Here is a 25,551-nt window from a genome sequence, read left to right on the forward strand (position 1 = left end):
ACACTCTTCCTTGTGAAAGCAGAGAAAGTGTAGGAGATTCTTATGGAGTAAAAGGGATTTTATGGTTGAATGGATTATTGAATTTTGTGCACGCAATCGCTTTATTGTGTTGCTTTTTGTGCTCGGATTTTCTTTCATGGGCTACATCGCCTTGAAAAATACCCGGATGGATGCGCTTCCTGATATTTCAGACACGCAAGTCATTGTATACACCACTTGGATGGGACGCTCTCCCGATCTCATGGAAGACCAAGTCACTTACCCCATTGTAACCGCATTGCTATCTGCACCGAAGGTTGTTGCTGTTCGAGGATTTTCTGATTTTGGTTTTTCTTATGTCTATATCATTTTTGAGGACGGTACCGATATTTATTGGGCGCGAAGTCGTGTTTTGGAGTATATGAGTCAACTGGCTGGGAAATTACCCGAAGGGGTGACCCCGCAATTAGGACCTGATGCAACGCCGGTGGGTTGGATTTATCAATACGCCTTGGTGGATGAAAATGGGAAGCATAATCTGGCCGAGTTACGCACGTTTCAGGATTGGTATTTACGTTATTGGTTAAGAGCGATTCCTGGGGTGTCTGAAGTGGCAAGTGTAGGAGGATTTGTCAGGCAGTATCAAGTCAATTTGGATCCAGTCAAAGTCCTTGCCTACAATCTATCGGTTCCTGACATCATCGAAAAAATTCGCATGAGCAATAACGACACCGGTGGTCGGGTGATCGAGTTCTCAGGGGTAGAGTATATGATCCGCGGGCGAGGGTACATTAAGTCGACCGATGATATCGAAAAAATAGCCGTTGGCACCAATGCCAATGGAACGCCGATTTTACTGCGTGATGTGGCGAGTGTTCAGCTTGGCTCGGACATGCGTCGGGGTGTGGTTGATTTAAATGGTCAAGGGGAGACAGTCGGTGGCATTGTCATTATGCGCTTTGGTGAAGACGTGCTGCAAGTGATAGGTCGCATCAAGGATAAATTGAAAGAATTGGCTTCTGCGATTCCTGAAGGGATTAAAATGGTCACGGTTTATGACCGCAGTCATCTCATTAACGAGGCCATTTCAACCGCCAATTGGAACTTGATTGAAGAGTTGGTGGTGGTGGGGTTACTCATCATAGTTTTTTTAGGTCATTTTCGCTCGGCCTTGATTCCGATCATTACCTTACCGCTTGCGATTTTGATTTCGTTTATTCCCATTTATTTTTTCAAAATAGGTCTTAACATCATGTCCATCGGTGGCATCATTGTGGCCATTGGCGATATGGTGGACGCGGCCATTATCATGGTCGACAATGCCCATAAACGCTTGGCAGATTGGGAAGCGAAAGGAAGTCCAGGCGATCGTACTCAAGTGCTAATCGATTCGGCAAAGGAAGTGGGTCCTGCGATTTTCTCCTCACTATTGGTGATTGCCATCTCGTTCATGCCTGTTTTTACCCTGGAAGCTCAGGAAGGACGACTGTTTTCACCTTTGGCTTACACCAAAAACCTGGCTATTTTTATGAGTGCTTTGCTCGCGATTACTTTGATTCCCGTGCTATTGCCTCTTTTGGTACGTGGTCGAATCATTCCTGAACAAAAACATCCGATTACCCGTTTAATGCAAAAAATGTATGCACCGGTTTTAAAATCAGCTTTGAAGCATCGCAATGTTGTGATAGGGCTTGCAGTGGTCGCTGCATTAAGTACGGTCCCTCTTTATAAACTCATAGGCTCTGAATTCATGCCACCCCTTTATGAAGGCACCATTTTGTATATGCCAGTGACTTTACCTGGTATTTCTGTGACAGAAGCTTCCTCTTTGCTTCAGGAAATGGATAAGAAATTAAAAGCCTTCCCTGAAGTGGCGCATGTGTTTGGAAAGACAGGAAGAGCTGAAACCTCAACCGATCCTTCACCCTTTAGCATGATGGAAGTGATTGTTGAGTTAAAGCCTAAAGAATTTTGGCGTAAAGGGGTGACTTATGAAAGCTTAGTGAAAGAGATGGATGAAGCTTTGCAGTTTCCAGGAGTGAGTAATGCTTGGACCATGCCCATTAAAGCACGTAATGACATGCTCACCACAGGAATTCGAACTGCGGTAGGAATTAAGGTTTTTGGTCCTGACATTAAAAAGATTGAAGCCATTGGCAAAGAAATTGAAATGGTGGCCAAAGAAGTAAAGGGTACAAGTACTGTCTATGCTGAGCGGGTGGCTGGGGGCTACTTTCTTGATTTCCAGATTAATCGCGATCAATTGGCACGTTATGGCTTAACGATTATGGATGTCAATCGGATTATAGAGTCGGCCGTTGGTGGTGAGAACATTGCCACCACGATTGAAGGGCGCGAGCGCTATCCAATTAACGTGCGTTATTTGCGAGAATTACGCGATGATCCGGATAAGCTCAATCGCATTTTAGTCAAGTCTCCCAGTGGTGCTGAAGTGCCTATTGCGCAATTGGTGACTTTAAGCTTTCGTTCAGGTCCTGCCATGATTCGCGATGAGAATGCCATGCTAGCAGGTTACGTGTTCATTGACATCAGTAATCGTGATATTGGTGGCTATGTGGAGGAGTTAAAACAAGCAGTCAAAGCCAAAGTGAAATTACCTCCAGGCTATACATTGGCATGGTCAGGTCAGTACGAGTTCATGCAACGGGTTTATGAGCGGCTTAAAATTTTTGTGCCACTCACCTTAGCCATTATTTTTGTCTTATTTTACTTTACCTTCCGCACCATCACCGAGACTTTGATGGTGATGCTTGGTGTTCCTTTTGCTTTATTTGGTGGATTTTTACTGCTTTATTTATTGGGATACAACATGAGTATCGCAGTTTGGGTAGGAATGATTGCCCTGGCAGGTGTTGCTGCGGAAACTAGTGCAGTGATGCTTGCTTATCTTGATTCGGATTACAACAGCCAAAAAGAAAAAGGATTACTCAAAACCTTGCCGGATTTAATTCAGATGGTGCAACAATGTGCGGTGTCACGTATTCGCCCTATGGTGATGGCAGGGTTGGCTAATATACTTGGTCTATTACCGGTGATGTGGGCAACTGGTATTGGTGCGGATGTCATGAAGCGGCTTGCGGCTCCCATGGTAGGAGGTGTTTTTTCGGCCCTTTTACTGACTTTAATTGTAATTCCTGTGGTTTATGTGATGTGGCGCTGGCATAGTGAGTTAAAGGAACAAACAATTCAGGAGATTAAATGAAACTTACATTTTTAGGAGCGACCCAGACGGTTACAGGATCTAAATATTTATTAACAGTAGATTCAAAAAAGATTCTCATTGATTGTGGTCTTTTCCAGGGCTATAAAGAATTACGTTTACGTAATTGGGAAAAATTTCCTATCAATCCTCAAGAGATAGATGCAGTGATTGTGACTCACGCACACATCGATCATACAGGCTACTTACCTTTATTGGTGAAAAATGGTTTTAAAGGGAAGATCTATATGTCACCTGGAACAAAAGCCTTATCGTCTATTTTGTTGCCTGATAGTGGCCATCTCCAGGAGGATGATGCTAAATTTGCGAATAGATACAGTTATTCAAAACATCAGCCTGCCTTACCGCTTTATACAGAAGCTGATGCAAGAAAGGCATTATTACACTGTGAAACAGTTGAATTTGGTGTTTCTTTTCCGTTATTTAACGATCTGAATTTTGAGTTTAGCCGGGCAGGACATATTATTGGCGCTTCTTTTATAAAAATAAAAAAGGGGACACTTCAATTTTATTTACCGGGGATATAGGTCGCCCTAATGAACTGGTTATGAAAGCACCTACTTTGATTGATGAGGCCGATTATATGGTGATGGAATCAACTTATGGTGATCGATTACATGATACAACCGATCCACTTCCTAAAATAGGTAAAATTATTAACCAAACGATTAAACGAGGTGGATCAGTCATTATTCCAGCTTTTGCTGTGGGTCGAGCACAAAGCCTTCTTTATTATATGTATCAACTTAAAAAAAGTGGTGCTATTCCAAATAGTATTCCTGTTTATTTGGATAGTCCTATGGCGATCAATGCTACTCATATTTTATGTGCTTATATGAACGATCACCGATTAAGTAAGGAAGAATGTAAGGGGCTGTGTGATGTTGCAACCTACACCAGTACTCCTGATGAATCGAAACAAATTGATCGCCAAAAAATACCACAAATTATTATTTCTGCGAGTGGCATGCTGACAGGTGGTCGTATATTGCATCACTTAAAAGAATTTGCACCGGATAATAAAAGTACCATACTTCTTGCTGGATATCAGGCAGGTGGTACGCGAGGAGCAAGGTTAATGGCAGGTGAGCGAGAATTAAAAATTCATGGTCAACTAATCCCTGTGCGTGCGAAGGTGGAAATATTGAACAGTGCTTCAGCTCACGCAGATTATCAAGAATTACTGGATTGGTTAAAACACTTTAAGCGTCCACCAAAAAAGTGTTTATCACTCATGGCGAGATAAAAAGTGCACAGTCCTTTAAAGAAAAAGTCGAAAAACAATTTGGCTGGCACTGTTCTGTTCCTTCCTATTTGCAATCGGAGAACTTGCAGTGATCAAGGTTAACCATACATTAAGGTTAAAACATCTTGGAATTAATACCTATCATGAAGCAATTATCTACATGCGACCGGATTGTCATATTTGTCGTTCGGAAGGTTTTGAGGTTCAGACGCGTATTCAAGTGAGTCTAGGTAGCTATTCAATAATTGCTACACTTAATCTCATTGAATCAGAGGTTATTCTTCCAGGTGAGGCGGGTTTATCTGATTATGCCTGGGAAACCCTGCATGCTGCAGAAGGTGACGAAATTCGTTTGTCTCACCCAGCACCACTTGAATCATTGAGTTTTATTCATTCTAAAATTTATGGAAATTCGCTTTCATTGGAGCAAATGCAAGAAATTGTGAATGATATATTGAGTGGTCAACTTTCAGATATTCAAATCGCCTCTTTTTTAACTGCATGCGCTGGCGGACGATTAAATAGGGGTGAAATTAAGGCACTTACCCATGCAATGATTTGTAGCGGTGAACAATTAAAATGGTCTTCTAATCTTGTTGTAGACAAACATTGTGTTGGTGGACTGCCTGGAAATCGTACTACGCTCATTGTGGTACCTATTCTTGCAGCATTTGGATTGATGATTCCTAAAACCTCATCACGAGCGATTACTTCTCCAGCGGGAACGGCCGATACGATGGAGGTTTTGGCACCGGTAGCACTGAGTCCAGATGAAATGCGTCGGGTAGTTGAAAAGGAACAGGGTTGCATCGTTTGGGGTGGCTCCGTTGCATTAAGTCCTGCCGATGACGTACTCATTCGTGTTGAGAAAGCACTTGATTTGGATTCTGAGGGCCAGCTGATTGCTTCCATTCTTTCAAAAAAGATTGCTGCAGGTTCGACGCACATTGTTATCGATATGCCAGTAGGACCTACTGCAAAAATTCGAAATGTTACTATGGCTTCGGAACTGAAGCAGGCTCTTGAAGAAATAGGGAAGCAGTTAGGAGTGAGTATCCATACTTTAATTACTGATGGTTCCCAACCTGTAGGACGTGGGATTGGTCCTTCTTTGGAGGCTCGTGATGTATTAGCAGTATTGCAAGGCTTACCTGATGCGCCACTGGATTTGCGTGAAAGAGCATTAACCTTGGCGGGAACAGCGCTTGAATTTTCCCCTACGGTAAAAGCTGGTAGTGGTATGAGTATAGCTAAATCATTATTAGATTCAGGGCAAGCCTTTAGAAAATTTCAAGCCATATGTGAGGCACAAGGCGGTATGTCAATGCCGACAACAGCACAATTCACACATACCGTTGTATCAGAACATACAGGGAAGGTTATAGCCGTTGATAATCGCCTATTAGCCAAAATGGGTAAGCTTGCAGGTGCTCCTCATTCAAAAGCTGCGGGAGTTGATTTTCATGCCCCAATAGGAACCACCATTGAAAAGGGGCAACCACTCTTTACGATTCATGCCGAATCAGCCGGTGAGCTAAATTATGCGCGGGGTTTTATTCAGAGCAAAAAGATGATTTCTCTGGGAGAACTATCGTGAAGCCTATCCTGTTTTCTTTTGAGCCCTCTGAACTAAGCAGGAAGCTCATTGGACATCTTGATGTGGAACAAGGTGATGTGACATTACATCGTTTTCCAGATAAAGAGTGTTATTTAAAAATAAATTCGGAAATAAAAAATCGCAACATTATTGTGGTGAACAGCTTAAGTCAACCCGATGAAAAGATAGTACCTTTACTATTTTTTGCTAAAACAGCCAAAGAATTAGGCGCTAAAAAAATTGGTTTGATTGCTCCTTACCTTTCCTATTTACGTCAAGATAAACGTTTTCATAAGGGTGAGGGGATTACGTCGCGTTATTTTGCTGAAATTTTGTCAACATCCTTTGATTGGTTGATGACAATTGATCCTCATTTGCATCGTTATAACTCCTTGGATGAAATCTATTCAATACCCACTTTTGTCTTGCATGCCACAGGGAATATAGCAATATGGATAAAAAATCATGTTAATAAGCCAGTCATTATTGGTCCTGATATGGAAAGTCAACAATGGGTTGCCGACATTGCGGAAAAGGGGAATTTTCCTTATGTAATTTTGGAAAAAATTCGACGCGGTGATAAAGAAGTGGTTATTTCGGTGCCAAGTATCTCCGATATTAAATCCTCTACACCTGTATTAGTCGATGACATCATTTCAACCGCCAGAACCATGATGGAAACTGTGAAGCATTTACAAAATTCAGGGCTTAATTCAGTAATTTGTATTGGCGTGCATGCACTTTTTGCAGAAGATGCTTATTCTGTGTTATCAGGAATGATGGGTACGCAAATCTTCACTTGCAACACCATAAGTCATGTAACTAATGCCATTGATGTCAGTGATTTGATTGTGGATGCCTTAGTAAAAACAAGTTAGTAAGAAGCCTTAAAAGTTCAAGTTGAAACAGCGTTTATTATTAAGGGGTGTCAAATATCAAAATTTAAAATAAGCAAAATGGTTGCGTTCATTGGACTAATTGGAACAATGTTCTTTTTGAGCTCATGTGATGGTGCGGTTAATCAAGATTCACAAGAAGTTGATGGAGGTTATGGGGGAAACAACGCTGGTGGTTCCCTAACAAATTGATGGTCTATTTCTAGTTTCTTGTGGTGCGACTTTCCGTGTCAATGATTTAAGGATAATTCCAGCGTTATAATTTACCAATGCATTAAAATTAATTTTGGGAACGATATTAAAATGGATTTGCCATGACACATAAAAATTCATTGCCTGTTTGGGCTGGATATACAGAAAGTCCTAAAGAGATCTATTCTACTGGATCTGCTGGAAGCTTAATGGTGACCTCGGTACCTATAGTTAAAGTGTCAGATACAGCTGCTGATGTAGTGGAAATGCTCTCGAGCAGAGACTGGGGAGATATTCATAACGTTTTTGTATTATCGGAGGAAGGTATTTTACAAGGTTTAATTCCAGTTTTAAAGGTTTTAGCCGCTAATAAAAGTGAACCAGTTAAATATTTAATGACTAAACCTAAAATCACTATCTCTGCATCTTTAAGTCAAGAGAAAGTAGCTATAGAGGCCATTAAGGCTGATGTTGAATCAGTTCCTGTTGTTGAGAAGGATGGCAAGCTATTGGGTGTTATTCTTGCTGATAAAATAATTGATATCCTGCATATGGAGCACCTCGAGTATTTTTTAAGGTCTTCAGGTATTCGAGGCAAAGGATCTCATATCTTAGAACTTGCAACCGGTAATTTATTGTTTATCCTTAAAGCGAGGCTGCCTTGGCTGATTATGGGGTTAGTGGTTGGTATAGGATTGGGTGTGATTGCAAGAGGATTTGAAAGAACTTTACAACAAAATATAGCTTTAGCCTTTTTTATTCCCGTCATTGCCTATATTGCTGATTCAGTTGGTACTCAGACAGAAACCCTTTTTATTCGAGCAATAACAGTATTCAAAATTAATATTTTTGCTTATCTTTTCAAAGAATTAATTATAGGAATGTTTATTGGTGGTTTTCTTGGTCTCTTGGGAGGAATAGGTGCTATTTTGATTTCCCAAGATATTTCTATCGGTTTAGTGGTGAGTGTATCCTTGTTCCTGGCAGTTACAGTATCTACGGTTTTAGCTTGTATGACGCCTATTGTTTTTAACATTTATCGGGGAGATCCAGCTTTGGGCAGCGGTCCTTTGGCAACAGCTCTACAAGATGTTATTAGTGTGTCAATCTATTTTATCATCGCCACCTTTATTTTATAGGAACAATCATTTGGCAATAAAAAACTTAGAACATGGTCATACTACGAAAGAAATTCTGAAGCGATTTGCAAAAATTCCTTCGCAAAGTTATTTGCGTGATTGGATTTTCGGTGGAATTGTATGGTGCTGTTACAACTTTTGCAATCGTTTCAGGTGTCGTGGGAGGGCGGTTGTCTTCTCTAGTGATATTAATATTAGGCTTCTCTAACCATGCTTGCAGAATGGGGGTAGTGAAAGCTACGTAACGGCGGCACATGAGATAGCAGAGCTTAAAGCCGATGTTCGTGCGGTAACCTTTCTCTACGTAAAAGATATCTGCGCTTACGTTAAAAAGCGGTATAACAAGATTTACAGCGTCAGTGGTATGACTGTATATATATGAGTTTTCTGGTTTTCTACGCGCAATAACACGTTGTTTCTATAAATATGGGACTCTGGGGGTAGTTAAAGCAAAGTATTACCCCTGATGTTAACTCTGAGCTATTATTAATAAATCAAAATGGATTTAAAGGAATTGTGTATGAAAAAATGGATTAGCTTATTAGGAATCTTATTGTTTACCTTCAGTTTCTCAGTTTTTGCTCAACAAGCAAGTGATAACAGCGACGTGAAAAACACTTGTGAAGTCTCTGGTGGAACTTGGACAGAGTCTGGCGGTAATTGGGCTTGCTGTTGGGCCGACTGGGGGTGCTATGGCTGCGTTGATGGTGTCTGCAAAATAAAATGTTATAATCAGCGTTGTCGCGATGCAAATAAAATACGAGCCACTGATACGCCAGGTAAAAATTACCAACGTATAGAAGGTTTAGCACCGGCTGGTCAGTTGGCACCGATCGTACCAAAACCAAAAACACTCAAAGCACCTGCCACAACGAATACCGTTCGATGATTAAAATAACCCCTCGTTTGAGGGGTTTTATTTAATCTTGCCTGAGAGTTGTTTAGCACTTGTAGCCTGCATTAGGCGTAGCCGTAATACAGGTTTTTTTAGATTTTCTAGAAAAGAAAATTATCTGACGAAATATCATCCGATGAAACCCCTATTAAGGTGATGGTTTGATGATCGAACGGTAGGTTTACGACGGCATCTCCATTCGCGTTATCAGACACTTGTACCTTATCATAACTTTGATTAAAGGCTAGTAAATTAATCACTCCAATATCGGGGTCAAAATTATCAATGCTGGAATTTGTACCATAACTCCAGTTATAGTCATAAAATTTTACAGGATCTACTTCGACTGCACTTGTATAGCTGCCTGTGACCCCCTTAAAATTTTCCGCGCTTAGCGAGGCTAAGGTTGTATTCGACAAGGTGATTGTTTGGTTATTTAGTTCGAGCATGTCAATCACAACATTACCTTCGCCGTCTTCATGAATATTGAAACTGCTAAAATTAGTCCAAAAAGCCGTTAGGTCAAGTTGATCGTGATCTGCATCGAAATTTTGGATGATTTGTCGACCACCCCAATTCCATCCGAACGTGAAAACTTGTGTCTCCACTTCTGTTTCCCCAGGCACAGGTCCTGGTTCAGGAACAGGCTCTGGCTCTGGTTCTGGTCCTGGTTCAGGAACGGGCTCTGGTTCTGGCTCTGGCTCTGGTTGTGCAATGATATTTGGTGCCAGTGCATCTGCAAACTGACCATTTAGGCCCACGAAATTATCGGCGGATAATGCATTTGCATCCACACCAACGAGCGTTATGAGTTGATTGTTAAAGCCAAGAGAGATGGTTGCATCTCCTTCCGCATTCTCATTGATGACAAGATCGCTAAATTGCTTGCTGGAAAATGTTTTTAGGTCGATTACACCAGCGTTTGGATCAAAATCATTAATGACCGTCTGTAATCCATAGTTCCATTTGAAGGAATAAAATTTTGCATCATTCTCCACCGCATCTTGGAAATTTCCCCCAGTCATTCCATGCAAGTTGCCAGCACCGAATTCATTAAGGGTGATTCCCATCAAAGTAATCAGGTGGTTGTCTACATTCAGCAAATTAATGACCAAATTACCCTGGCCGTCATTATGCAGGCTTATATCCTGATACCCTTTCCAAAAGGCTCCCAAATCAATGACGTCTGATTGGGCATCGAAACCCTGTATCACTTCCCGTGCGCCCCAATTCCAGGTTATTTGGTGTGTTTCACCTACATTATTTACGGGATCTGAAGTTGGATCCGGGGTTGGTTCTGGCGATGGATCTATCTCTGGTCCTGGCTGTGGATCTGGCGTAGGCAGTGGTACAAAACTACCGTCTAAAAAATTATCATAAATCTGTGTCATTAATGCATTATCCGTACCGTCTGCATTGGGCCCAATATAATTAAAGTTGTATTGTGCCCAGGTATGACCTCCTACCCAAGCGGTCCAACCAATAAATCCTCCTTCTCCTTCTGTATAAGGATTAGACTCGACTTGTTGAAGTAAGTAATTCACATCCGCAATTGCATTCGGATCATTACCACCCCCAAATTCTCCGAGTATAACCTTAACATCATGCTCATGAACCCATTCCATAAATTCGTTGAAATTGGCATAGTTGATAAAATTATTCAGTGATTGACCGGTAGGGGAGGTTCCGCTGCCGTTCCAATCCACATATTGATGCACACTTATCGCATAGTTATTCAAAGGGTCAATAATATTTTCTGGGATTAAGATTTGCGCGTTGCTGATGCCATCAGTGGCGCTACCAACTTCATACCAGGAGTGCATACCACTCCAACTGTTGCCTTGTAATACCACCATATTTTCTAATCCGGCATCACGAATGGCGGCAATGCCGGCATTATTATTGGCAAGCATCTGTTGTGAAGACATGCTGTTTGGTTCGTTGGCAATTTCGAACAGCAGAGCATTAGGGTGTTCTTGAGCAACATCATGCATGGTATCCGCTATTATTGACCAAATGTTGTACATTTCTTGGGCGGTGGCAATTTGGTTGCCTGAGCCAGCATAGCTGCCCGGCGAAAATCGCATATAAGAATGCAGGTCTAACATTACATTGAGACCATGATCAAGCATATCCTCAACCGAGCTTAGAACCCGTGCTAAATAGGTTTGCCCTGTTATTGAAGCTTGAATATCGTTCGCATGGTCTACAATATAAGACCAATTGATTGGTATTCTAACCGTATTCATTCCATGCTCTGCATAATAGGCCATGTCGACGGCGTAAGACGGCATGCCTAAATAAGCATAACTTACGTCTGATCCTGCTTCAGCGCCAGAAATTGCGATCCCTCGCAAACTTAATGTTTGGTCACTCATGATGCGTCTCCCAGCAATAGGCATTGATACTACGTACTGCAGCTTCTGAGAGTTATTTTTGATCGCTATTCAGTGTCTTTCAGTCGTTAAAGTAGCATGCCTTTAACTTTGTACTTTACGAGTTACTTCCCATGAAATGATAATTGCAGTGTAAATATAGTCCACTTTGTGTGGTAATATACCTATATTTTAAGCATAGGCGTGTAAATTAAATGTAAATTTGTACTCTAAAAAAAGCTTCTGGCTACCGTCAAAAAATGACTTTGCATCCGTATTTGAATGACGGAATAAACAATTCTTATAAAAAAGAAAATATAACTCCCCACGTCATCCCGAGTGCAGCGAGGGATCTCCAGCAAGTGGCAGGTATTAAATTAATGTAAAAAACACTTGAAAAATTATGCGGTTATGATCAAATAGCTGCATGAATAGCAGAGCTGGAAAAACGACTGAACAAGAATAGCAGCAACAGCTCAAAGCCCCCCGTCAAGTGACGGGTTAGGCAAACTACGCCGTACGACATCACTACGTGAAAATGGGAAACGTAACAGTGGTGGCCCAAAAGGCCACAAGGGCGAAACGTTAAAACAGATTAAATCACCAGATATTGTCAAAAACCATGTATTGCTAACATGCCCGGATTGTTATGGTTCATTAGTTTCAACGCCGGTGATTGGAATTGTGAAGCGCCAGGTTTTTGATATTCCACTACCCAAAATTGAAGTCACGGAACATCAGGCTGAAGTAAAATATTGCGAGTGCTGTAATAAAACGATAACAGCAGCATTTCCTGCAGGTGTTCTTGCCCCTGTCCAATACGGTGAAGTTATTCGTAGTTGGAGCGTGTATTATCAATATCAGCATTTTTTATTCCAGAAGACAGGCTGCAACAGTTGTTTTATGACCTGTACGGAATTCAACTGGCTACTGCAACACGGACTGGATATAACCGGATTGCCTTTGATACATTGGCATCATTTGAAGAATCGGTATTGTCTGCAGTCAAAACTGCTGCCGTAAAAAACCTGGATGAAACAGGGTTTCGTGTGGCCGGAAAAACACAATGGTTGCATGTGGCATCGATTAAAACGGCAACTTATTATCACATATCTCCAAAATGAAAATCATTACTGGATGGCCTTTCAGGTACCGTCATTCATGATCACTGAAAAGTTATTACAATTTGGGAGGTGTGGAGCATGCCCTATGCAACCAGCATCACTTGCGTGAATTAAAAGCAATAACCGAGCATGACAAAGAACCATGGGCACAGGCTATGACCCGACTATTACGTGTTGCTCTTCGCTGTCGTCATTTTAATGCACATCATGCAATACCTGTTGCTCGCATCAAGCGGTTGACCAACATCTACAAGAAGATTATTCGAGATGGGCTGGCGTATCATGAAACGCTGCCGCCATTGCCATGCAAAGGCAAACAGGGTCGACAACCTCGACGGACAGGTCACAACCTCTTGTGGCGTTTATTTCATTACAAACAAGACGTTTTACGGTTTCTTCATGATCTGGCAGTTCCATTTACCAATAATGATGCTGAGCGTGATTTACGAATGATGAAATGCAAACAAAAAATATCCGGTGGTTTTCGGACCGCTCAAGGCGCTGAACAATTTGCTCGTATCCGAGGATTTATCAGTACGATCTGTAAACAAGGATTAAGCATTATCAGTTCCATCCAATCTATATTTTCTGGTACTATCCCTGTGTTATCAGGAATCTGAGATAACAATACAGTCCAACAGAGCAAGGAATAGTATATGCATACGGAGTCTTGCGTTTACCTTCTGACCAATAAACACAATAATGTTTTGTATACCGGTGTTACCCATGATTTGATACGCCGTGTTTATGAACACAAAAATAAACTGGTGGCTGGATTTACCCAAAAATACAATGTGGATCGACTGGTTTATTTTGAAGTTTGTTCAGGCATCGTCATGACTATTGAGCGAGAAAAACAAATCAAAGGGTGGTCTCGAAAAAAGAAGCATGATTTGATTAATGCATTGAATCCTGAATGGAACGATTTGTATCCATCGCTACTTTAAAAATTGTGCCACTGCAGGCAGATCCCTCGCTGCACTCGGGATGACGTGGGGAGTTACAAGAAAATAATGATTAGGTTACTTTTTAATGAAAAAAACAATTAGTTAGTTCTTGTAGCCTGTATTAGGTGTAGCCGTAATACAGGGTTTTTTCGTAAGTCCTAATCTTGTCTATTGTTAAGAAACATGATCCAATTCTTTTTAGGGATTCTTGATCTCTACTAAAAAGGCTTATCCTCATTTCCAGGAGCGCATAGGGATATCAATGATGAAAAAAGGCTGGGAAGTTTTAAAAGAATTTATTGAATCCAATCATATTAAATATGTTTTTGGAAATCCAGGTACCACTGAAACGACATTTCTAGCTGCTTTAGCTGAATGTCGGCATTTGGAGTATATTTTAGCATTGCAAGAATCTAGTGTTATTGGTATAGCAGCGGGTTATGCCATGGTAACCAAAAAACCTGCCATCGTGAATGTTCATACCTATCCTGGCTTGGCCAATTCTCTTTGTAATTTGTACAATGCGTTTACTTCAGGGATTCCGCTATTGATTACGGTTGGGCAGCAAGATCGGCGGCATCTTATTTATAATCCTGTGCTATCAGGCAATTTAACAGGGCTGGCAGCAACTGCAGTCAAATATGCATGTGAGGTACAACGGATTGATGATTTTGCTCTCTTATTGCAACGTTTGTAGTATTGGGAGAAAAAATCTCTACCTTTTTATATACAGGAAAACCAAGCATTCCTCACGATAAGCAGCTTATTCAAATTTCATCGTCGTCACAACAATTAGGCTTTGATTATCCTTGCGATTTATGTGTAGTGGGAGATATTGGCACTACATTGCGTCAAGTGTTAGTGCATTTGGACACTACAGCAAAATCAGCAGTATTTACAAAAATGAATTTTTTACTTCTGTCGAAGCTTTGAAAAAAATGGGTAAAACAGCAGAAATGATTCATCAAACATGCAGTCTGTTTTGTTGGTGATGGGGGGGCGTTTATACGCTATTCACTCCATCTGGAGTGCTAAAAAATACAATATTCCTGTGATATTTGTGTGCTTTATTAATCAAGAATATCGTATTTTGAAGCAACTATGGTGTAAACAGCGTAATACTGATCTGGAGGATACTCAGTTTATCGGTTTGGATTTTGTCCCACCGAACATGTGCTTTTCGTTGCTTTTTGAAAAACTTAGTGCTTTGAAGCTTAAGTTAATAGATGGTAGTGATAGCGTATTGGCCGACATTGGCAAAAAAGTCTGATTCAAGACTATAATGGTTGGACTATGATAATTTTTACTATAGGGACACTGCAAATGAAAAAGGCATTTCGATTGTTAAGTGTGATACTGGATGCCATTGTTGGCGTTGCGGATGATGAACCGAGTAAACCACTTAAAACCGCGCATAAAGGGCAAGAGTTTGTTGATGCTGATTTGATTAGCCTTCGTAAATATAAAAAAGCATTTGAGCAAAAAAATAATTTTTGATGCGACACTGATGATGAAAGGCGCATTTGCATGTTTATCATGTGGCTATTTCTTTGCTCTTGAGCAGGAAATAATTTGTCCTGAAAATAGAGCTGATTTTTCCATCTCTAACGCTTTTTTTCATTATATTTTTTGATAGACTGGATTGAGTATAATCCTAATACCTAACTTAGAATTGAGGGAATATGCCTAAGTTAATTAGTATGCTATGTGCAATGATATGTATCTTTTGTCAACATGCATTTGCTTCCTCCATTGATAAAAGTGTCAGAGAAAAATTGCAATTTTCTTTTGCTGGTGGTGGCAGTTGGCTGCAAACATCTAAAAATAATCAACTCGTTATTTCTGATTATGAAACAGATAGTCTTCATAATCTTCATGTGGCACGCAGTTCCCTATGGAAGGGAGGAGTAGGTTATCCCATTTTAATGGAGCGATTACAAAATCGCCAACTTTTAAATCAACTGCTCTTGGAAGTTAATGTTTATTATACGTCAACCACAATATACGGTGATGTATGGCAGTACAAATTACCACAGTTTAATAATTACAGTTTTAATGCGCCATTTACCAGTACCCGTGTCATGCTGGAAGCAAAGCCCAACTTATTTACCTATCAATATATTTCTCCTTATGCCATCTTTGGTGTTGGTATGGCGTGGAATGATTTAACTTACCGTGAACGAGTAACAGGAGCGGGTATAGACCCGCTCAGTTATTTGCCTTTGCAGGAGAAGCAAAATCATAAAATTGCTTACGATTTAGGATTTGGTATGCAAGTTAAAATTTCAAATCGACTTAGTGTAATGCTGGAATATTTGTATACCTATCTAGGGAGTGTGTCAGCGTCTTATGCTCGTGCTAATGATGTGGCTTTACAGACCCCACCGGTGTTTACTTTTCATAGCCAGAATATAATGGCGGGAATTCGTTGGTGCTTTTAAAGGATAAAATATGAAATGGATGGCTTTAGTTTTGTATCCAATATTTTTATTTATTATAAAATCGGCAAAGGCTGCAATCCCAGTTATCCTGTCAGGACCTAATCCTGCTTTAGCCAATACTTATATGATTGGAAGTTCCACTACTCTTATTTATACAATAACTAATAATGTCCCTCAATCAAGTTTTCCAATCTCAATTCGCGGTATTTCTAATCCAATTAGTAGAGTGACGGTTGCAAATGACTGTGGTAACACTCTGCCTGCTGGTCCCTCAATATGTAATCTTGGAATAAAAATTTCTCCGACCCAAACGATTGCCGGTTTATCCATTAATCAAACATTACTGGTCGATTATCAAGGAAGAAGACCGTTAAGCGCTACCATGGCATTTTCAGTACCAAATAATGCAACAAACAGTGTTTTGACTGCTGTAGGTGGTGGCGGTGGCGGTTCAGGAGTTGCTCCCTTTATTGCAACAAGTACGGATGAAGGCGTTACATGGGATTTGCAGGCGATTATAAATCCTTCTCTAGCCGGTTTTTATACTACAACCAGTTGCACGGGACAGGATTTAACTGCTATTTGTACGGCCGCTGGCCATAATTTTGCAGACGCTATTCTCGCTATTACCAGGGATGGCAGTAAAACCTGGGAAACAATTCCTACTGGCGCACCAGCGGACAGTCTATTTTCTGGTACAAGTTGTAGTGGTGAAGAAAATAATGCAGTTTGTGTTGCTGTAGGGCAGGTGCTTGTTGGTCAAACAGACACGCCTTTATTGACTGTTGGGAGGAATGGCGGTAATAACTGGGAAGTCAAAGCAGTTGCTGGCATTCCTCCTTTTGGAGAGTTCAATGCAACAAGTTGCACTGGAAATGGTGATACAGCCATATGCGCTGCGGTTGGTGCAGAAGCAAATAACTTGGGTGTTCAAGTTGGTCCGCTCTTGGCAGTAAGTACGAATGGTGGGAATAGCTGGGTCACTAAAAATTTAACTAATCCTTTACCGGTAGGATTAACCGTATTTAACTCGGTAAGTTGTACTGGCGCCAGTAATGCGGTTGTTTGTGGTTTGGCTGGTTATAATACTGCGACAGGGCCTTTTATTGCTGTAAGCACGGATGGTGGAAATACTTGGAGCTCCAGGCCAATTATTTCTGCGGTTGCTGGTGGTTTCCTCGATGATATTGATTGCCAAGGTGGTGGTGCTACTGCAACCTGTGTAGCGGTAGGACGGATGCAAAATGCTCCTTTTCTTGTGGTTAGCCGTGATGGGGGGCTAACTTGGAATGTAAAAGCTGTGCTTAATAGCCCCGCATTGGGGATATTCAATGGGGTTAGTTGTGGGACAAGCGGGAATACTGCGGTTTGTGTGGCAGCAGGTGAAGATTTAACTGGAGGAGGAGCTGCCGCTGCTCCTATGCTGGCTGTGAGCACGGATGGTGGTAGTAACTGGGCAATGAAGGCAATACCAACCTTGCCTAATCGTGGCGCGTTATTTAGTACAAATTGCACCTATAATGGTTCTAAAACCATTTGTACGGCAGCCGGAGTTGATAATACGGTGGACCAACCTCTCTTAATGGTAAGTACTAATAATGCTCAAACGTGGGTAAGGGATACAGTTGCTGATACCATAACACGGGGGATTTATCGAGGCACATCAGGGACTTGGGGTTAGTATTCATAGTGGTTTTTGCGGATGCACAGCCAATTTTCATTGAAAATTCATTGCTAGCTGTGCTCAAGCCAAACTTTGGTTCTCATTAGTATTTCTTATATTTCTCGTTTTTATCTCCTCGCTTGACCTGAAATCAACATATTAGGTTGCTTGAACTCAATGGAGCGATTGTTTTTCAAGCAAATCAGGTTTTTGATTATTCTAAGATACCCTATGCCGATACATTTGATCAAAAAATTTAAATAAAGATCAAATTTTATTCTATAATTCCAATAAATAGCAATTCAAAGGCATTGTTATTATGACAAAGCAAGCATGGGAAGTATCTACGGTAAGCATTTTATCCTCATTAAAAAAACAGCCCACTGTCGATGGGGTTTTGGTAGGTGATCTAAAGTATACGGTTTTAGATGGTGAGCATGTTTCCTATCATGATGCAGAGGAACTAGCGGAGTTACATCAAATTAATCCCAGGCTTCCTCCCAAAGAGTTTGTAGCCTTTAGACCAGAACGATTAGCATGGCACGAAACGATTGTGGCAGTATCCACTCAAATTAAGGTTGAAAATGAGCAGGATATGTATAAAAAATGCATGCAAGTGTATGGAAGTGTTCTTGATGAGCTTGAAAGCTTGGATTTGGATCAAAAGCGAGAAACAATCAAAAGATATACTACACAAATGGTTAATGATTATTTAAGAGGCATTGATATTAGCAGTAGGCCTGAGGGAGCAAGAATTGCTAAAATTTGCAAACAAATAGAGGAGAGTGGCGCTACTTTTGGTACATATAAGGAACATTATACGGCTAAAGATGCAATGATTACTTATCTAACTGATGTGTTTTATACAGAAGCAGCCAATAAAAAAATTGGCGAATTGGTTCAACGTACAATCAGTGAATCTGACACTCTTACTCCTTTAGACATACCAGCACCAACAGAAAGGCTTACTTTGATGGTTGCTGGCGGACAAGCTTCGGGCAAAGGTTCTTCAGTAACACGAATCAAGCGAAGTGTCGAAGAGGCAGGGGTGGAATGGGATAATGTTGTTAAAATTAATACCGATAGTTACAAATCATTGTTGCTTGAGCCAGGTACGGTAAGGCCTGAGTTATACTCTCAATTAGCACAGGAAGAAGCTTCCATTATTCATCAAAAAATTCAAGGGCGATTGATGCAAATGGCACAACAGGGAAAAGCTCCCCATGTCTTTATAGACCAAGTGTTTTTAGGTAAAGATAAAATTGAATTTGGCTTATTGAATGGTGGTAAAGTTAGAGGAATTATTGTTTCTACAGACGTTACAGATGCTATAGAACGCTCCTATGCCCGGGGATTGGAAGAGGGTACAAAAGGACGCTATGAACACACCCAGGGTATATTACGTTGCCATAAGCTTATGTGTCAGCAAATACCGGAAACGTTAGCCAAATTTGTCGGCCAAGAAGTTTCTTTTCTGCTGGTAGATAATAATGTGCCTAGGGGAGAACAGGCAAAAGATGTCATGGCGATTAACTTAAGATCTGGAGAAATTGAAATTTTTTCTAAAGTTAACTTGGAGCGTTTTATGGCAAAAGCGCAAATTAATATTAATGCACGTTCTAAAGATGAATTATATCTTGAGGCCGCAGAAGATCCTAGTCATATCTCATACTTACAGCCTTTACTAGACGAACGTTGTACCATCGGCACAATCCAGTTGACATCTGCATCACCAAACAGTTATGAGTTAGATTATCTTCGACAACACGAAGGTGAGGGCGAGAAAATGACAGAAGAACGTGGTACAATGCCAAAAATATAACTATGGAGCATATTATGACTTTCTTTAAAAGAATTCCAGATGAAGAATGGGGTAAATCCTGTAGAAAAGAAGCAGAAGCCTATGATCGAAAAGATAGAAAACATGTTTTGGCACAAGAAACCACTTTGACGGCAGAAGCACTTCAAAAAATAGCTCTTGCAAAAAGAAAAGGAAAAGAAGCACAACAACCAGAACTTCCTGAGAGCCCAGAGCAACCAGAATCCACAGAGCCTCCTAGACCCGCATAGACGGATAAGTATGCTCCCTTAGAGGTATACAGGTGTTCATGAGTTATTTTTTACTCAACTCAGAAGAGTGAGCCCCTCTTTTTGTTTGTTGTATTCGCTATTAAATTCCTGTGTTTGTAACGTCGCTTTTTACTGATTGAATGGTGTGTTTGATGCTCGGTGAAACTCAATCAGTATTAGGCGCTTTTTATTTTTGTTTGCGGATTTTTAATTGATAATAAAGTAAGGGAAGAAGTACTGGTACAATTAATAAGCTTACCGTCAGTTTGGCTGGGTTAATAGAATACTTCCACTGGTAATAACTCATATGGGGTGCTGATAGCGGATTGTATGACTCATACATGAGCATTGAAATTAAATTTCTAAATTCTAGATGAATATAAGTCCAATTTATCCATAAGATACTTGCAGCAATGCAGGTTAATCCTGCAATCAGCACAAAAATGAGCTGTTCAATGTTTGAAGAGGTGGTGTGTTTTTCTTTGGGTAATATACTGAGGACATAACTAAAACCGCCTAACATAATAATAAAGCTTATGCAGAATAATAATTGGATGATTGAATTTTTTAAAAGACCAGTGTACCCAAGCTGATTTGGATCGGGTAGAGAAGCCGCTTCAGGTGGTGCAGTAAATATCATGGCGATACGGAATGCGCTTAAGATCAGAAAGAGAGCTATAAGGGAAAATTTTTTATTTTTCATACAGTAAATTAAAAACATAGGAGTATTAATCAAATTACTAGCAGATTCCATGAGAGGTGTCTAGTAACCTATCGTTAATGGGGTTCAGACTTCGTCTTGGATAGGCATTTCATACATCCGCCATGGTGTTTGAATAGCAAGTTGATCATATAATTTCATGGCGTCATGATTATCTTGTGCTGTAATCCAGCGTACAGAATTGATTTTTTTATTCACGCAGAATTCACGGACTGCTTTAATCAATGCTCGTGCTGTACCTTGTCCTCTGAATGCATTGTCTACATATAAATCGTCTATAAACATACCGTTAGTCGCTTTAATGGGCCGCAAATACTCACGAAAATGGATTAAGCCAATAGGCTTATTTTGAACAATAGCTATAAAACAGTAAATTTGTTTCTGTGGTTCAAAAAACCAAGTCCAAAGTTTTACAAGTTCTGTTTCCGTCAGATTTGTTTTATAAAAAATTAAATATTTTTTATAAAGTATTTTCCAATCAGAAAAATCCGATTGTTTAACGGTTCTAATAAACAATTCTTTATATCCAGTCATTTTTTTCTATATATTACACATAATGATTTTTCTGCTTCAAGGATAAACAGTGATCGATATTATTCTGGACTCTGAATTTAAAAAGTTAAAATCAATAGGGCACGCTTTTTTTACACGTAAAGGTGGCGTTAGTAGAGGGTATTATGCTTCTCTTAATTGCAATGATACCAGCGCTGATCGACCCGAATACATCAAGTAAAATAAATGCAGGGCCTTAGAACAATTGAATCTTTCTTCGATTTCGATGATCACCGTCAGTATGGTGCATGGAAATAACGTCGTTATTGTTGATATGCCATGGAATGACGATAATCGGTCTAAAGCCGATGCCATGGTGACGAAACAGGAACAAATGGTGCTTGCTTCCGATAGCGCAGATTGTCCAATTGTATTATTTGCCGATGAACAAGCTGGAATTATTGGTTTAGCACATGCCGTATTGCCTAGTGCAAATATGTTCTAAGCGTTGTGCCAATTCAAGAGCATAAGTCATGAAATTACCAACGTGAGCGTCGATTCGAGTTCAGAAGACTGTTCCTCAATGTGCTCTTCCTGGAGCTTTGTTTTCATGTCTTTAAATTTAGTTTCTATTTCTGTTCGGCGTTCTAGGTTGATGTCACTGTATCGCTCAATGCTATCAAATCCTTTCTGCATTAATGTCTTACCCCAGTCTGTAAAAGAGACGATAAATCCCACAAATACCTTGAAATAACCACAGATTTTACCCCACATGGGATTTTCACCTAATTCGGACAATACCAGGCTTAAGTCTTTGGCCGGCGGTGAATTGGGAGATAATGCCATTTGCGCCGTATGGGAGACAATCTCCAATAATAAGCGTTTACCGCTACTTGCTTTGGGATTGCCGTTTTCATCAAATAATTGTTCTTTGACGGATGCCAGGATCTGCTGAGCTTTATGAATGGCGACTATATGATTGACGGTAAATCTATTATGGGGTCGTGGTAAACCATGCAGTTCCTCTAATTTTTGATTCAGTAGCGCTTCATTTTGTTTAAGAACCTTGGCAAAGTATGAAGGCATGCGTGCAATGATCTGCGGTGTATTATCATTACGCCAGTGAATCAACCAGGTTTTATTAGGATCACTGGATAAGGTTGTAAAATTAGCATCAATGTATTTATCGAGGGCATTCCATATGATTTCATAGTGATGATTTAACCCTCGGCCCTTGACCAAGGTGGCTGCTGCATGCAAGGCTTGTTCAAATTCATCTCGAGACATAGGGAGAGGGGAGCGGAGTGAACGCATTAGATTTAAATAGGCTGAAGCCACGCCTCCTCGGTCAATGGCATCTTTGCATGAAGCATTCCAGGTGTCCGGTTGTAGCGCTGTTAAAACATACTGTGGCATCTCATACTTGGTAAAATGAAACCAGATGGCTTGCTGTTGAGCAGGACTTAGGAGTGTTTGATTATTAATTTCAAGTCCCATCGCCCGAAAACTATTGCCCAATAATCGAGTAAGAACTTCAACTTCTTTGGTTTTATTATAATCCTCACCAGCTTCCCCATACAGTAATTGTTTGGCTTTGAGGCTGATGACAAAGTCTTTAATTGGAGAACGGCTCTCGCCATTTGCGATTTCCATCATCTCAGCAAAGAATGTTTCTGTCGTTAACTCGGGGTCATTTTGGGTATGTTCATACGCATGTTGTTCCATCAATCCTTGGTCAGCAGGTAAGGTAATGACAACAATATTGGGATGTTCTGTTTCCAGTTCATGCAGTGCCAAACTTAATTCACGTTCTTTACTCCCTTCATAGTTGCTTCGGTCATAGCCTAATAAATTAAAATAAACATGCGCAATTTTTTATCATTCTTTTGACGTAGCCATTCTTTGAATAAAGGCGAGACTCGTGGTTTGTCCTGATGACGTTGACCTTGTGTGCCAAATCTTAATTCTTGCGGATAACTCTTATCGGCCTCCCTTAGTAATAAAGTATATTGATAATCTCGAGTAGAAGGGATGCTGGTGGTTAGCATAGGTTTAAACGTACTGGAGGTGGTAGTACGGATTCGTCTCCATAACCCACCTTCTCTTTGAGGAGTATACTGATGAGATGTCTCAGAGGTTGTGTAAGATTTCATTGCAGAACGAACCAGTTTCTCTGGTCTTGAATCGACGAGTCTCCTTGTTGCCAAAGCACCTCTAAATCGTTCATAGGTTTCTGGTAGAATATCATTTCTGTTTTGATAAATGGTATTAATCCATTGTTGATAGTTTTTCTTTCCATGGGATGGATCTGCGGCGGAGAAGGCTGCGGGGATTGCCGTTTGGTTTTTTCAATTTGACGTTCAAGCGCTGTTAAAAATTTCGTATATAAATTGGCGTACGATATGGTTGGATTGTAGGGCTCTGGGTTCAGAAAAAAATGTTTTATGGTTTGATCTTTAAATATTTCTTTAATTTTATCTGGTGTATTAAGTGCGATTTGACTTAGGTAGGCAAAACAATTGAGGTTATGAGAGTCAATTTGAGAGGTTTCCGGAGCTGGCATATCAGATTCCAATGCTAATTATTGGATAAATTGTAACATATTCAGCAGTATGAATGGATGCTCGTCTAGTACGGAGAGTTTCAAAACTTATAATTGCAAAAAATACAATCTTCCGTTTTAGCAAGCATCTGGTATAGCAGTAGCAGCGCCGATTAAAAAATTATGCTATATATTTTAATAGCATTTATTTTTATCATTAAGTTAAATTTTTAACTGTTTAGGAGATTGTTATGCCGGATCATGATGATGCCTACCACCGCCACCAGGTTATTCTCCAGGTTTATTTAGAGAGCAATCGATTATAGGTGTTCCAGAACATGATCAAGTCGTTGAAGATCGAAATGAAATTATTAGAACTACTCTTGAGCGCATTCAAGAAGAACTTAATAGTGCTGACGATGATCAACGTGCTGCTTTTGAACGATTAAGAAGCAGTGTTGCAGATTTTAATCGTGGCGCTCATCGAGAATTAGATATAGAAGCATTTAGCGCCAGGCTTGCTGAGATGATTGAACATATTTGTGAAGAAGAAGAAATTGAGTTTCAACATGGTTTAATGGGTGATGGAGCAGCCCCTGGTGGGCCATAGTAAGCGTTCAAGAAAATTCTCATTTTTTTATCTTATAAGCAGCGGCATTTGCACTTGGAAAAGTCAAATGTTAATCTAATTGTTATTATTTTAATTAAATAGAGTGCTGCATGAGTCGTTCTGAATTAGTTAAGCTGCTGCAAAATATGGATTGGATCTCCTTGGGAAGCGGTTCATTTAACCACGCAATAAAATCTAAAACATCATTTACCGTGGCAGGCCATACCAGCCATTGGGTTCTTAAATACCCTCATGCGACGGAAGATGAATTAGACGTTATGAGTCAACCTGCAAGGGCTGCACGAAAATTACAGGCAATTAACCCACAATACCCTGTCTTTACGATCGAAGGGTATCGATTAAAATTGACGTTTAATGCCATACCCGCTGACAGTGATATTCATCCTGGTATTTTGTATGTGTATATGGCCAATCAGTCTCTTATGGCTGCGTCAATTCATTCGGACGGTGCATTGCAACGAGTAACATTGGACAGCATTGACAACGACCATGCTATCCGACGCCAGTTTAAGACATTAAAAAATAAGAGCAAAACTGAAAGTTCACATAGACTGCATCTTTTACCCTGGCAGGAAAATAAAATTTTTCAAGCATTAGATTGTTCTCGTCAAGCCTTGTTGTTTCCTTATTTTGGAAATCAGACTGCACCAGATGCTGCCATTGAAGATTCTTTGATAGATATTTATAGACGGACAAGAAATATTGTTATTGATGCGGCCAGCCCTGGAAATTTTTTAATGCACCAAGGGCGCGCCTTATTAGTTGATACGGATGAAGCTCTGCAGCGAGGTTCGCCTGCGACCGTAGCATTCCTCAGTGATCCTGAAAATCAGGCAGCAATTATAAGCTATTGGTCAAAGTTGGAAAGGCCTCCCTATAATAAATCTAATATCGTAGCCATTCTAAAAACGTTGCTGTACATGGAGCAATATCTTGCCTCGTCTGACCTCATTGATGAGTACATCACCCCGGCAGTTATTAAAAAGCTACATATATTTCGTGAGCGACGTATTCCTCTTGATGTACCTACGATGGAAATGTTGTTGTACATCATGGATATACACGTAACTTACCATTTACCTGAGGATAATATTACACCAGAACTGGTCATAAGACTTAGAAAGAGTTGCCTTGACCTGGACAGAAAGGACATGTCGTGGAAGCAAGTCATTTTGGAAGAGTTAGCCCCCAAAGCGCAGCACTTGGAGTCAACGTCAGTGACAAGCTTTGATGACTATATAGCACAACTCTCTACTGAACCAGGAGAAATGACGAATTTCCTTTCAGAAATTTCCCCTTTTTTAATAATGTAACCACTGTGCCAGCTGCAACAGTTGAGTCAGTGCAAACAACTTCAGGA

At 40.4% G+C, this 25,551-nt stretch carries 22 protein-coding genes and 3 pseudogenes; 19 read left to right on the top strand and 6 right to left on the bottom strand.

Annotated elements, in window-relative coordinates:
* The first annotated feature begins 61 nt into the window (after positions 1-61).
* From LOA_RS05790 to LOA_RS05815, 6 genes and pseudogenes are all read left to right on the top strand, one after another.
* Positions 62-3,202 (top strand): efflux RND transporter permease subunit, encoded by a 3,141-nt coding sequence (locus tag LOA_RS05790; protein WP_025385524.1) that lies wholly within the window; start codon positions 62-64, stop codon positions 3,200-3,202.
* A pseudogene (locus LOA_RS05795) lies at positions 3,199-4,558 on the top strand (MBL fold metallo-hydrolase RNA specificity domain-containing protein). The gene LOA_RS05790 and the pseudogene LOA_RS05795 overlap by 4 nt, the downstream one beginning before the upstream one ends.
* Positions 4,555-6,063: a thymidine phosphorylase family protein gene (locus tag LOA_RS05800; RefSeq protein ID WP_025385525.1), complete on the top strand. Its 1,509-nt coding sequence runs from the start codon at positions 4,555-4,557 to the stop codon at positions 6,061-6,063. Before LOA_RS05795 ends, LOA_RS05800 begins: the two are co-directional and overlap by 4 nt.
* Positions 6,060-6,941 carry a ribose-phosphate pyrophosphokinase gene (locus LOA_RS05805; RefSeq protein WP_025385526.1) on the top strand — a complete coding sequence of 294 codons (882 nt, stop codon included), beginning with the start codon at positions 6,060-6,062 and terminating at the stop codon, positions 6,939-6,941. The genes LOA_RS05800 and LOA_RS05805 overlap by 4 nt, the downstream gene beginning before the upstream one ends.
* A 332-nt stretch (positions 6,942-7,273) precedes the next feature.
* Complete coding sequence (locus tag LOA_RS05810) at positions 7,274-8,290, top strand: magnesium transporter (RefSeq protein ID WP_025385527.1); 1,017 nt, start codon at positions 7,274-7,276, stop codon at positions 8,288-8,290.
* A 520-nt stretch (positions 8,291-8,810) separates the two neighbouring features.
* The gene (locus LOA_RS05815; protein ID WP_025385528.1) at positions 8,811-9,179 is read left to right on the top strand and encodes a hypothetical protein; all 369 of its coding nucleotides are present in this window, start codon (positions 8,811-8,813) and stop codon (positions 9,177-9,179) included.
* Positions 9,180-9,286: 107 nt separating this feature from the next.
* On the opposite strand, the gene LOA_RS05820 is transcribed toward LOA_RS05815, so the two are convergent.
* The gene (locus tag LOA_RS05820; protein ID WP_042238757.1) at positions 9,287-11,563 is read right to left on the bottom strand and encodes a cellulase family glycosylhydrolase; all 2,277 of its coding nucleotides are present in this window, start codon (positions 11,561-11,563) and stop codon (positions 9,287-9,289) included.
* Between the two features lie 624 nt (positions 11,564-12,187).
* Here LOA_RS05820 and LOA_RS16195 point away from each other — a divergent pair.
* From LOA_RS16195 to LOA_RS05870, 11 genes and pseudogenes are all read left to right on the top strand, one after another.
* A pseudogene (locus LOA_RS16195) lies at positions 12,188-12,316 on the top strand (IS66 family transposase zinc-finger binding domain-containing protein); the annotation flags it as partial.
* Positions 12,317-12,399: 83 nt separating this feature from the next.
* Entirely contained in the window at positions 12,400-12,684 is a 285-nt protein-coding gene (locus tag LOA_RS15780; RefSeq protein WP_052335864.1) for an IS66 family transposase, read from the top strand.
* A gap of 62 nt (positions 12,685-12,746) precedes the next feature.
* Entirely contained in the window at positions 12,747-13,304 is a 558-nt protein-coding gene (locus LOA_RS14425) for an IS66 family transposase (protein ID WP_025385530.1), read from the top strand.
* Between the two features lie 36 nt (positions 13,305-13,340).
* Positions 13,341-13,631 carry a GIY-YIG nuclease family protein gene (locus LOA_RS05835; RefSeq protein WP_025385531.1) on the top strand — a complete coding sequence of 97 codons (291 nt, stop codon included), beginning with the start codon at positions 13,341-13,343 and terminating at the stop codon, positions 13,629-13,631.
* A 262-nt stretch (positions 13,632-13,893) separates the two neighbouring features.
* The gene (locus LOA_RS05840) at positions 13,894-14,328 is read left to right on the top strand and encodes a thiamine pyrophosphate-binding protein (protein WP_025385532.1); all 435 of its coding nucleotides are present in this window, start codon (positions 13,894-13,896) and stop codon (positions 14,326-14,328) included.
* Positions 14,329-14,601: 273 nt separating this feature from the next.
* Entirely contained in the window at positions 14,602-14,901 is a 300-nt protein-coding gene (locus LOA_RS05850) for a thiamine pyrophosphate-dependent enzyme (protein WP_025385534.1), read from the top strand.
* Between the two features lie 23 nt (positions 14,902-14,924).
* Positions 14,925-15,128, top strand: a complete 204-nt coding sequence (locus LOA_RS14660; RefSeq protein ID WP_147370108.1) for a hypothetical protein — start codon at positions 14,925-14,927, stop codon at positions 15,126-15,128.
* Between the two features lie 185 nt (positions 15,129-15,313).
* Positions 15,314-16,072 carry an outer membrane protein gene (locus LOA_RS05855; protein ID WP_025385535.1) on the top strand — a complete coding sequence of 253 codons (759 nt, stop codon included), beginning with the start codon at positions 15,314-15,316 and terminating at the stop codon, positions 16,070-16,072.
* 10 nt (positions 16,073-16,082) lie between these two features.
* Positions 16,083-17,753 (top strand): WD40/YVTN/BNR-like repeat-containing protein, encoded by a 1,671-nt coding sequence (locus LOA_RS05860; RefSeq protein ID WP_025385536.1) that lies wholly within the window; start codon positions 16,083-16,085, stop codon positions 17,751-17,753.
* 301 nt (positions 17,754-18,054) lie between these two features.
* Positions 18,055-19,557, top strand: a complete 1,503-nt coding sequence (locus LOA_RS05865; RefSeq protein WP_025385537.1) for a zeta toxin family protein — start codon at positions 18,055-18,057, stop codon at positions 19,555-19,557.
* A gap of 14 nt (positions 19,558-19,571) precedes the next feature.
* Positions 19,572-19,805 carry a hypothetical protein gene (locus LOA_RS05870; protein WP_025385538.1) on the top strand — a complete coding sequence of 78 codons (234 nt, stop codon included), beginning with the start codon at positions 19,572-19,574 and terminating at the stop codon, positions 19,803-19,805.
* Positions 19,806-19,992: 187 nt separating this feature from the next.
* On the opposite strand, the gene LOA_RS05875 is transcribed toward LOA_RS05870, so the two are convergent.
* On the bottom strand, positions 19,993-20,559 hold the full coding sequence (locus LOA_RS05875) for a hypothetical protein (protein ID WP_147370109.1): 567 nt from the start codon (positions 20,557-20,559) through the stop codon (positions 19,993-19,995).
* A 33-nt stretch (positions 20,560-20,592) separates the two neighbouring features.
* Entirely contained in the window at positions 20,593-21,060 is a 468-nt protein-coding gene (locus tag LOA_RS05880) for a GNAT family N-acetyltransferase (protein ID WP_025385540.1), read from the bottom strand.
* A gap of 211 nt (positions 21,061-21,271) precedes the next feature.
* Between LOA_RS05880 and LOA_RS13710 the strand changes: the two are divergent.
* Positions 21,272-21,523 (top strand): annotated as a pseudogene (locus LOA_RS13710) (laccase domain-containing protein); the annotation flags it as partial.
* A gap of 26 nt (positions 21,524-21,549) precedes the next feature.
* Here LOA_RS13710 and LOA_RS05890 read toward each other — a convergent pair.
* From LOA_RS05890 to LOA_RS05900, 3 genes are read right to left on the bottom strand one after another with little or no spacing between them, the layout of a single operon-like run.
* Entirely contained in the window at positions 21,550-22,815 is a 1,266-nt protein-coding gene (locus LOA_RS05890; protein ID WP_025385542.1) for a hypothetical protein, read from the bottom strand.
* 47 nt (positions 22,816-22,862) lie between these two features.
* A complete protein-coding gene (locus LOA_RS05895) occupies positions 22,863-23,171 on the bottom strand; it encodes a hypothetical protein (RefSeq protein ID WP_025385543.1) in 309 nt (102 codons plus the stop codon).
* Positions 23,168-23,581 (bottom strand): hypothetical protein, encoded by a 414-nt coding sequence (locus LOA_RS05900; RefSeq protein ID WP_025385544.1) that lies wholly within the window; start codon positions 23,579-23,581, stop codon positions 23,168-23,170. Before LOA_RS05900 ends, LOA_RS05895 begins: the two co-directional genes overlap by 4 nt.
* A gap of 699 nt (positions 23,582-24,280) precedes the next feature.
* Between LOA_RS05900 and LOA_RS05905 the strand changes: the two genes are divergently transcribed.
* Complete coding sequence (locus tag LOA_RS05905) at positions 24,281-25,504, top strand: hypothetical protein (RefSeq protein ID WP_025385545.1); 1,224 nt, start codon at positions 24,281-24,283, stop codon at positions 25,502-25,504.
* The last annotated feature ends 47 nt before the right edge of the window (positions 25,505-25,551 follow it).

It is taken from the genome of Legionella oakridgensis ATCC 33761 = DSM 21215 (assembly GCF_000512355.1).
Classification (GTDB): Bacteria; Pseudomonadota; Gammaproteobacteria; order Legionellales; family Legionellaceae; genus Legionella_A; species Legionella_A oakridgensis.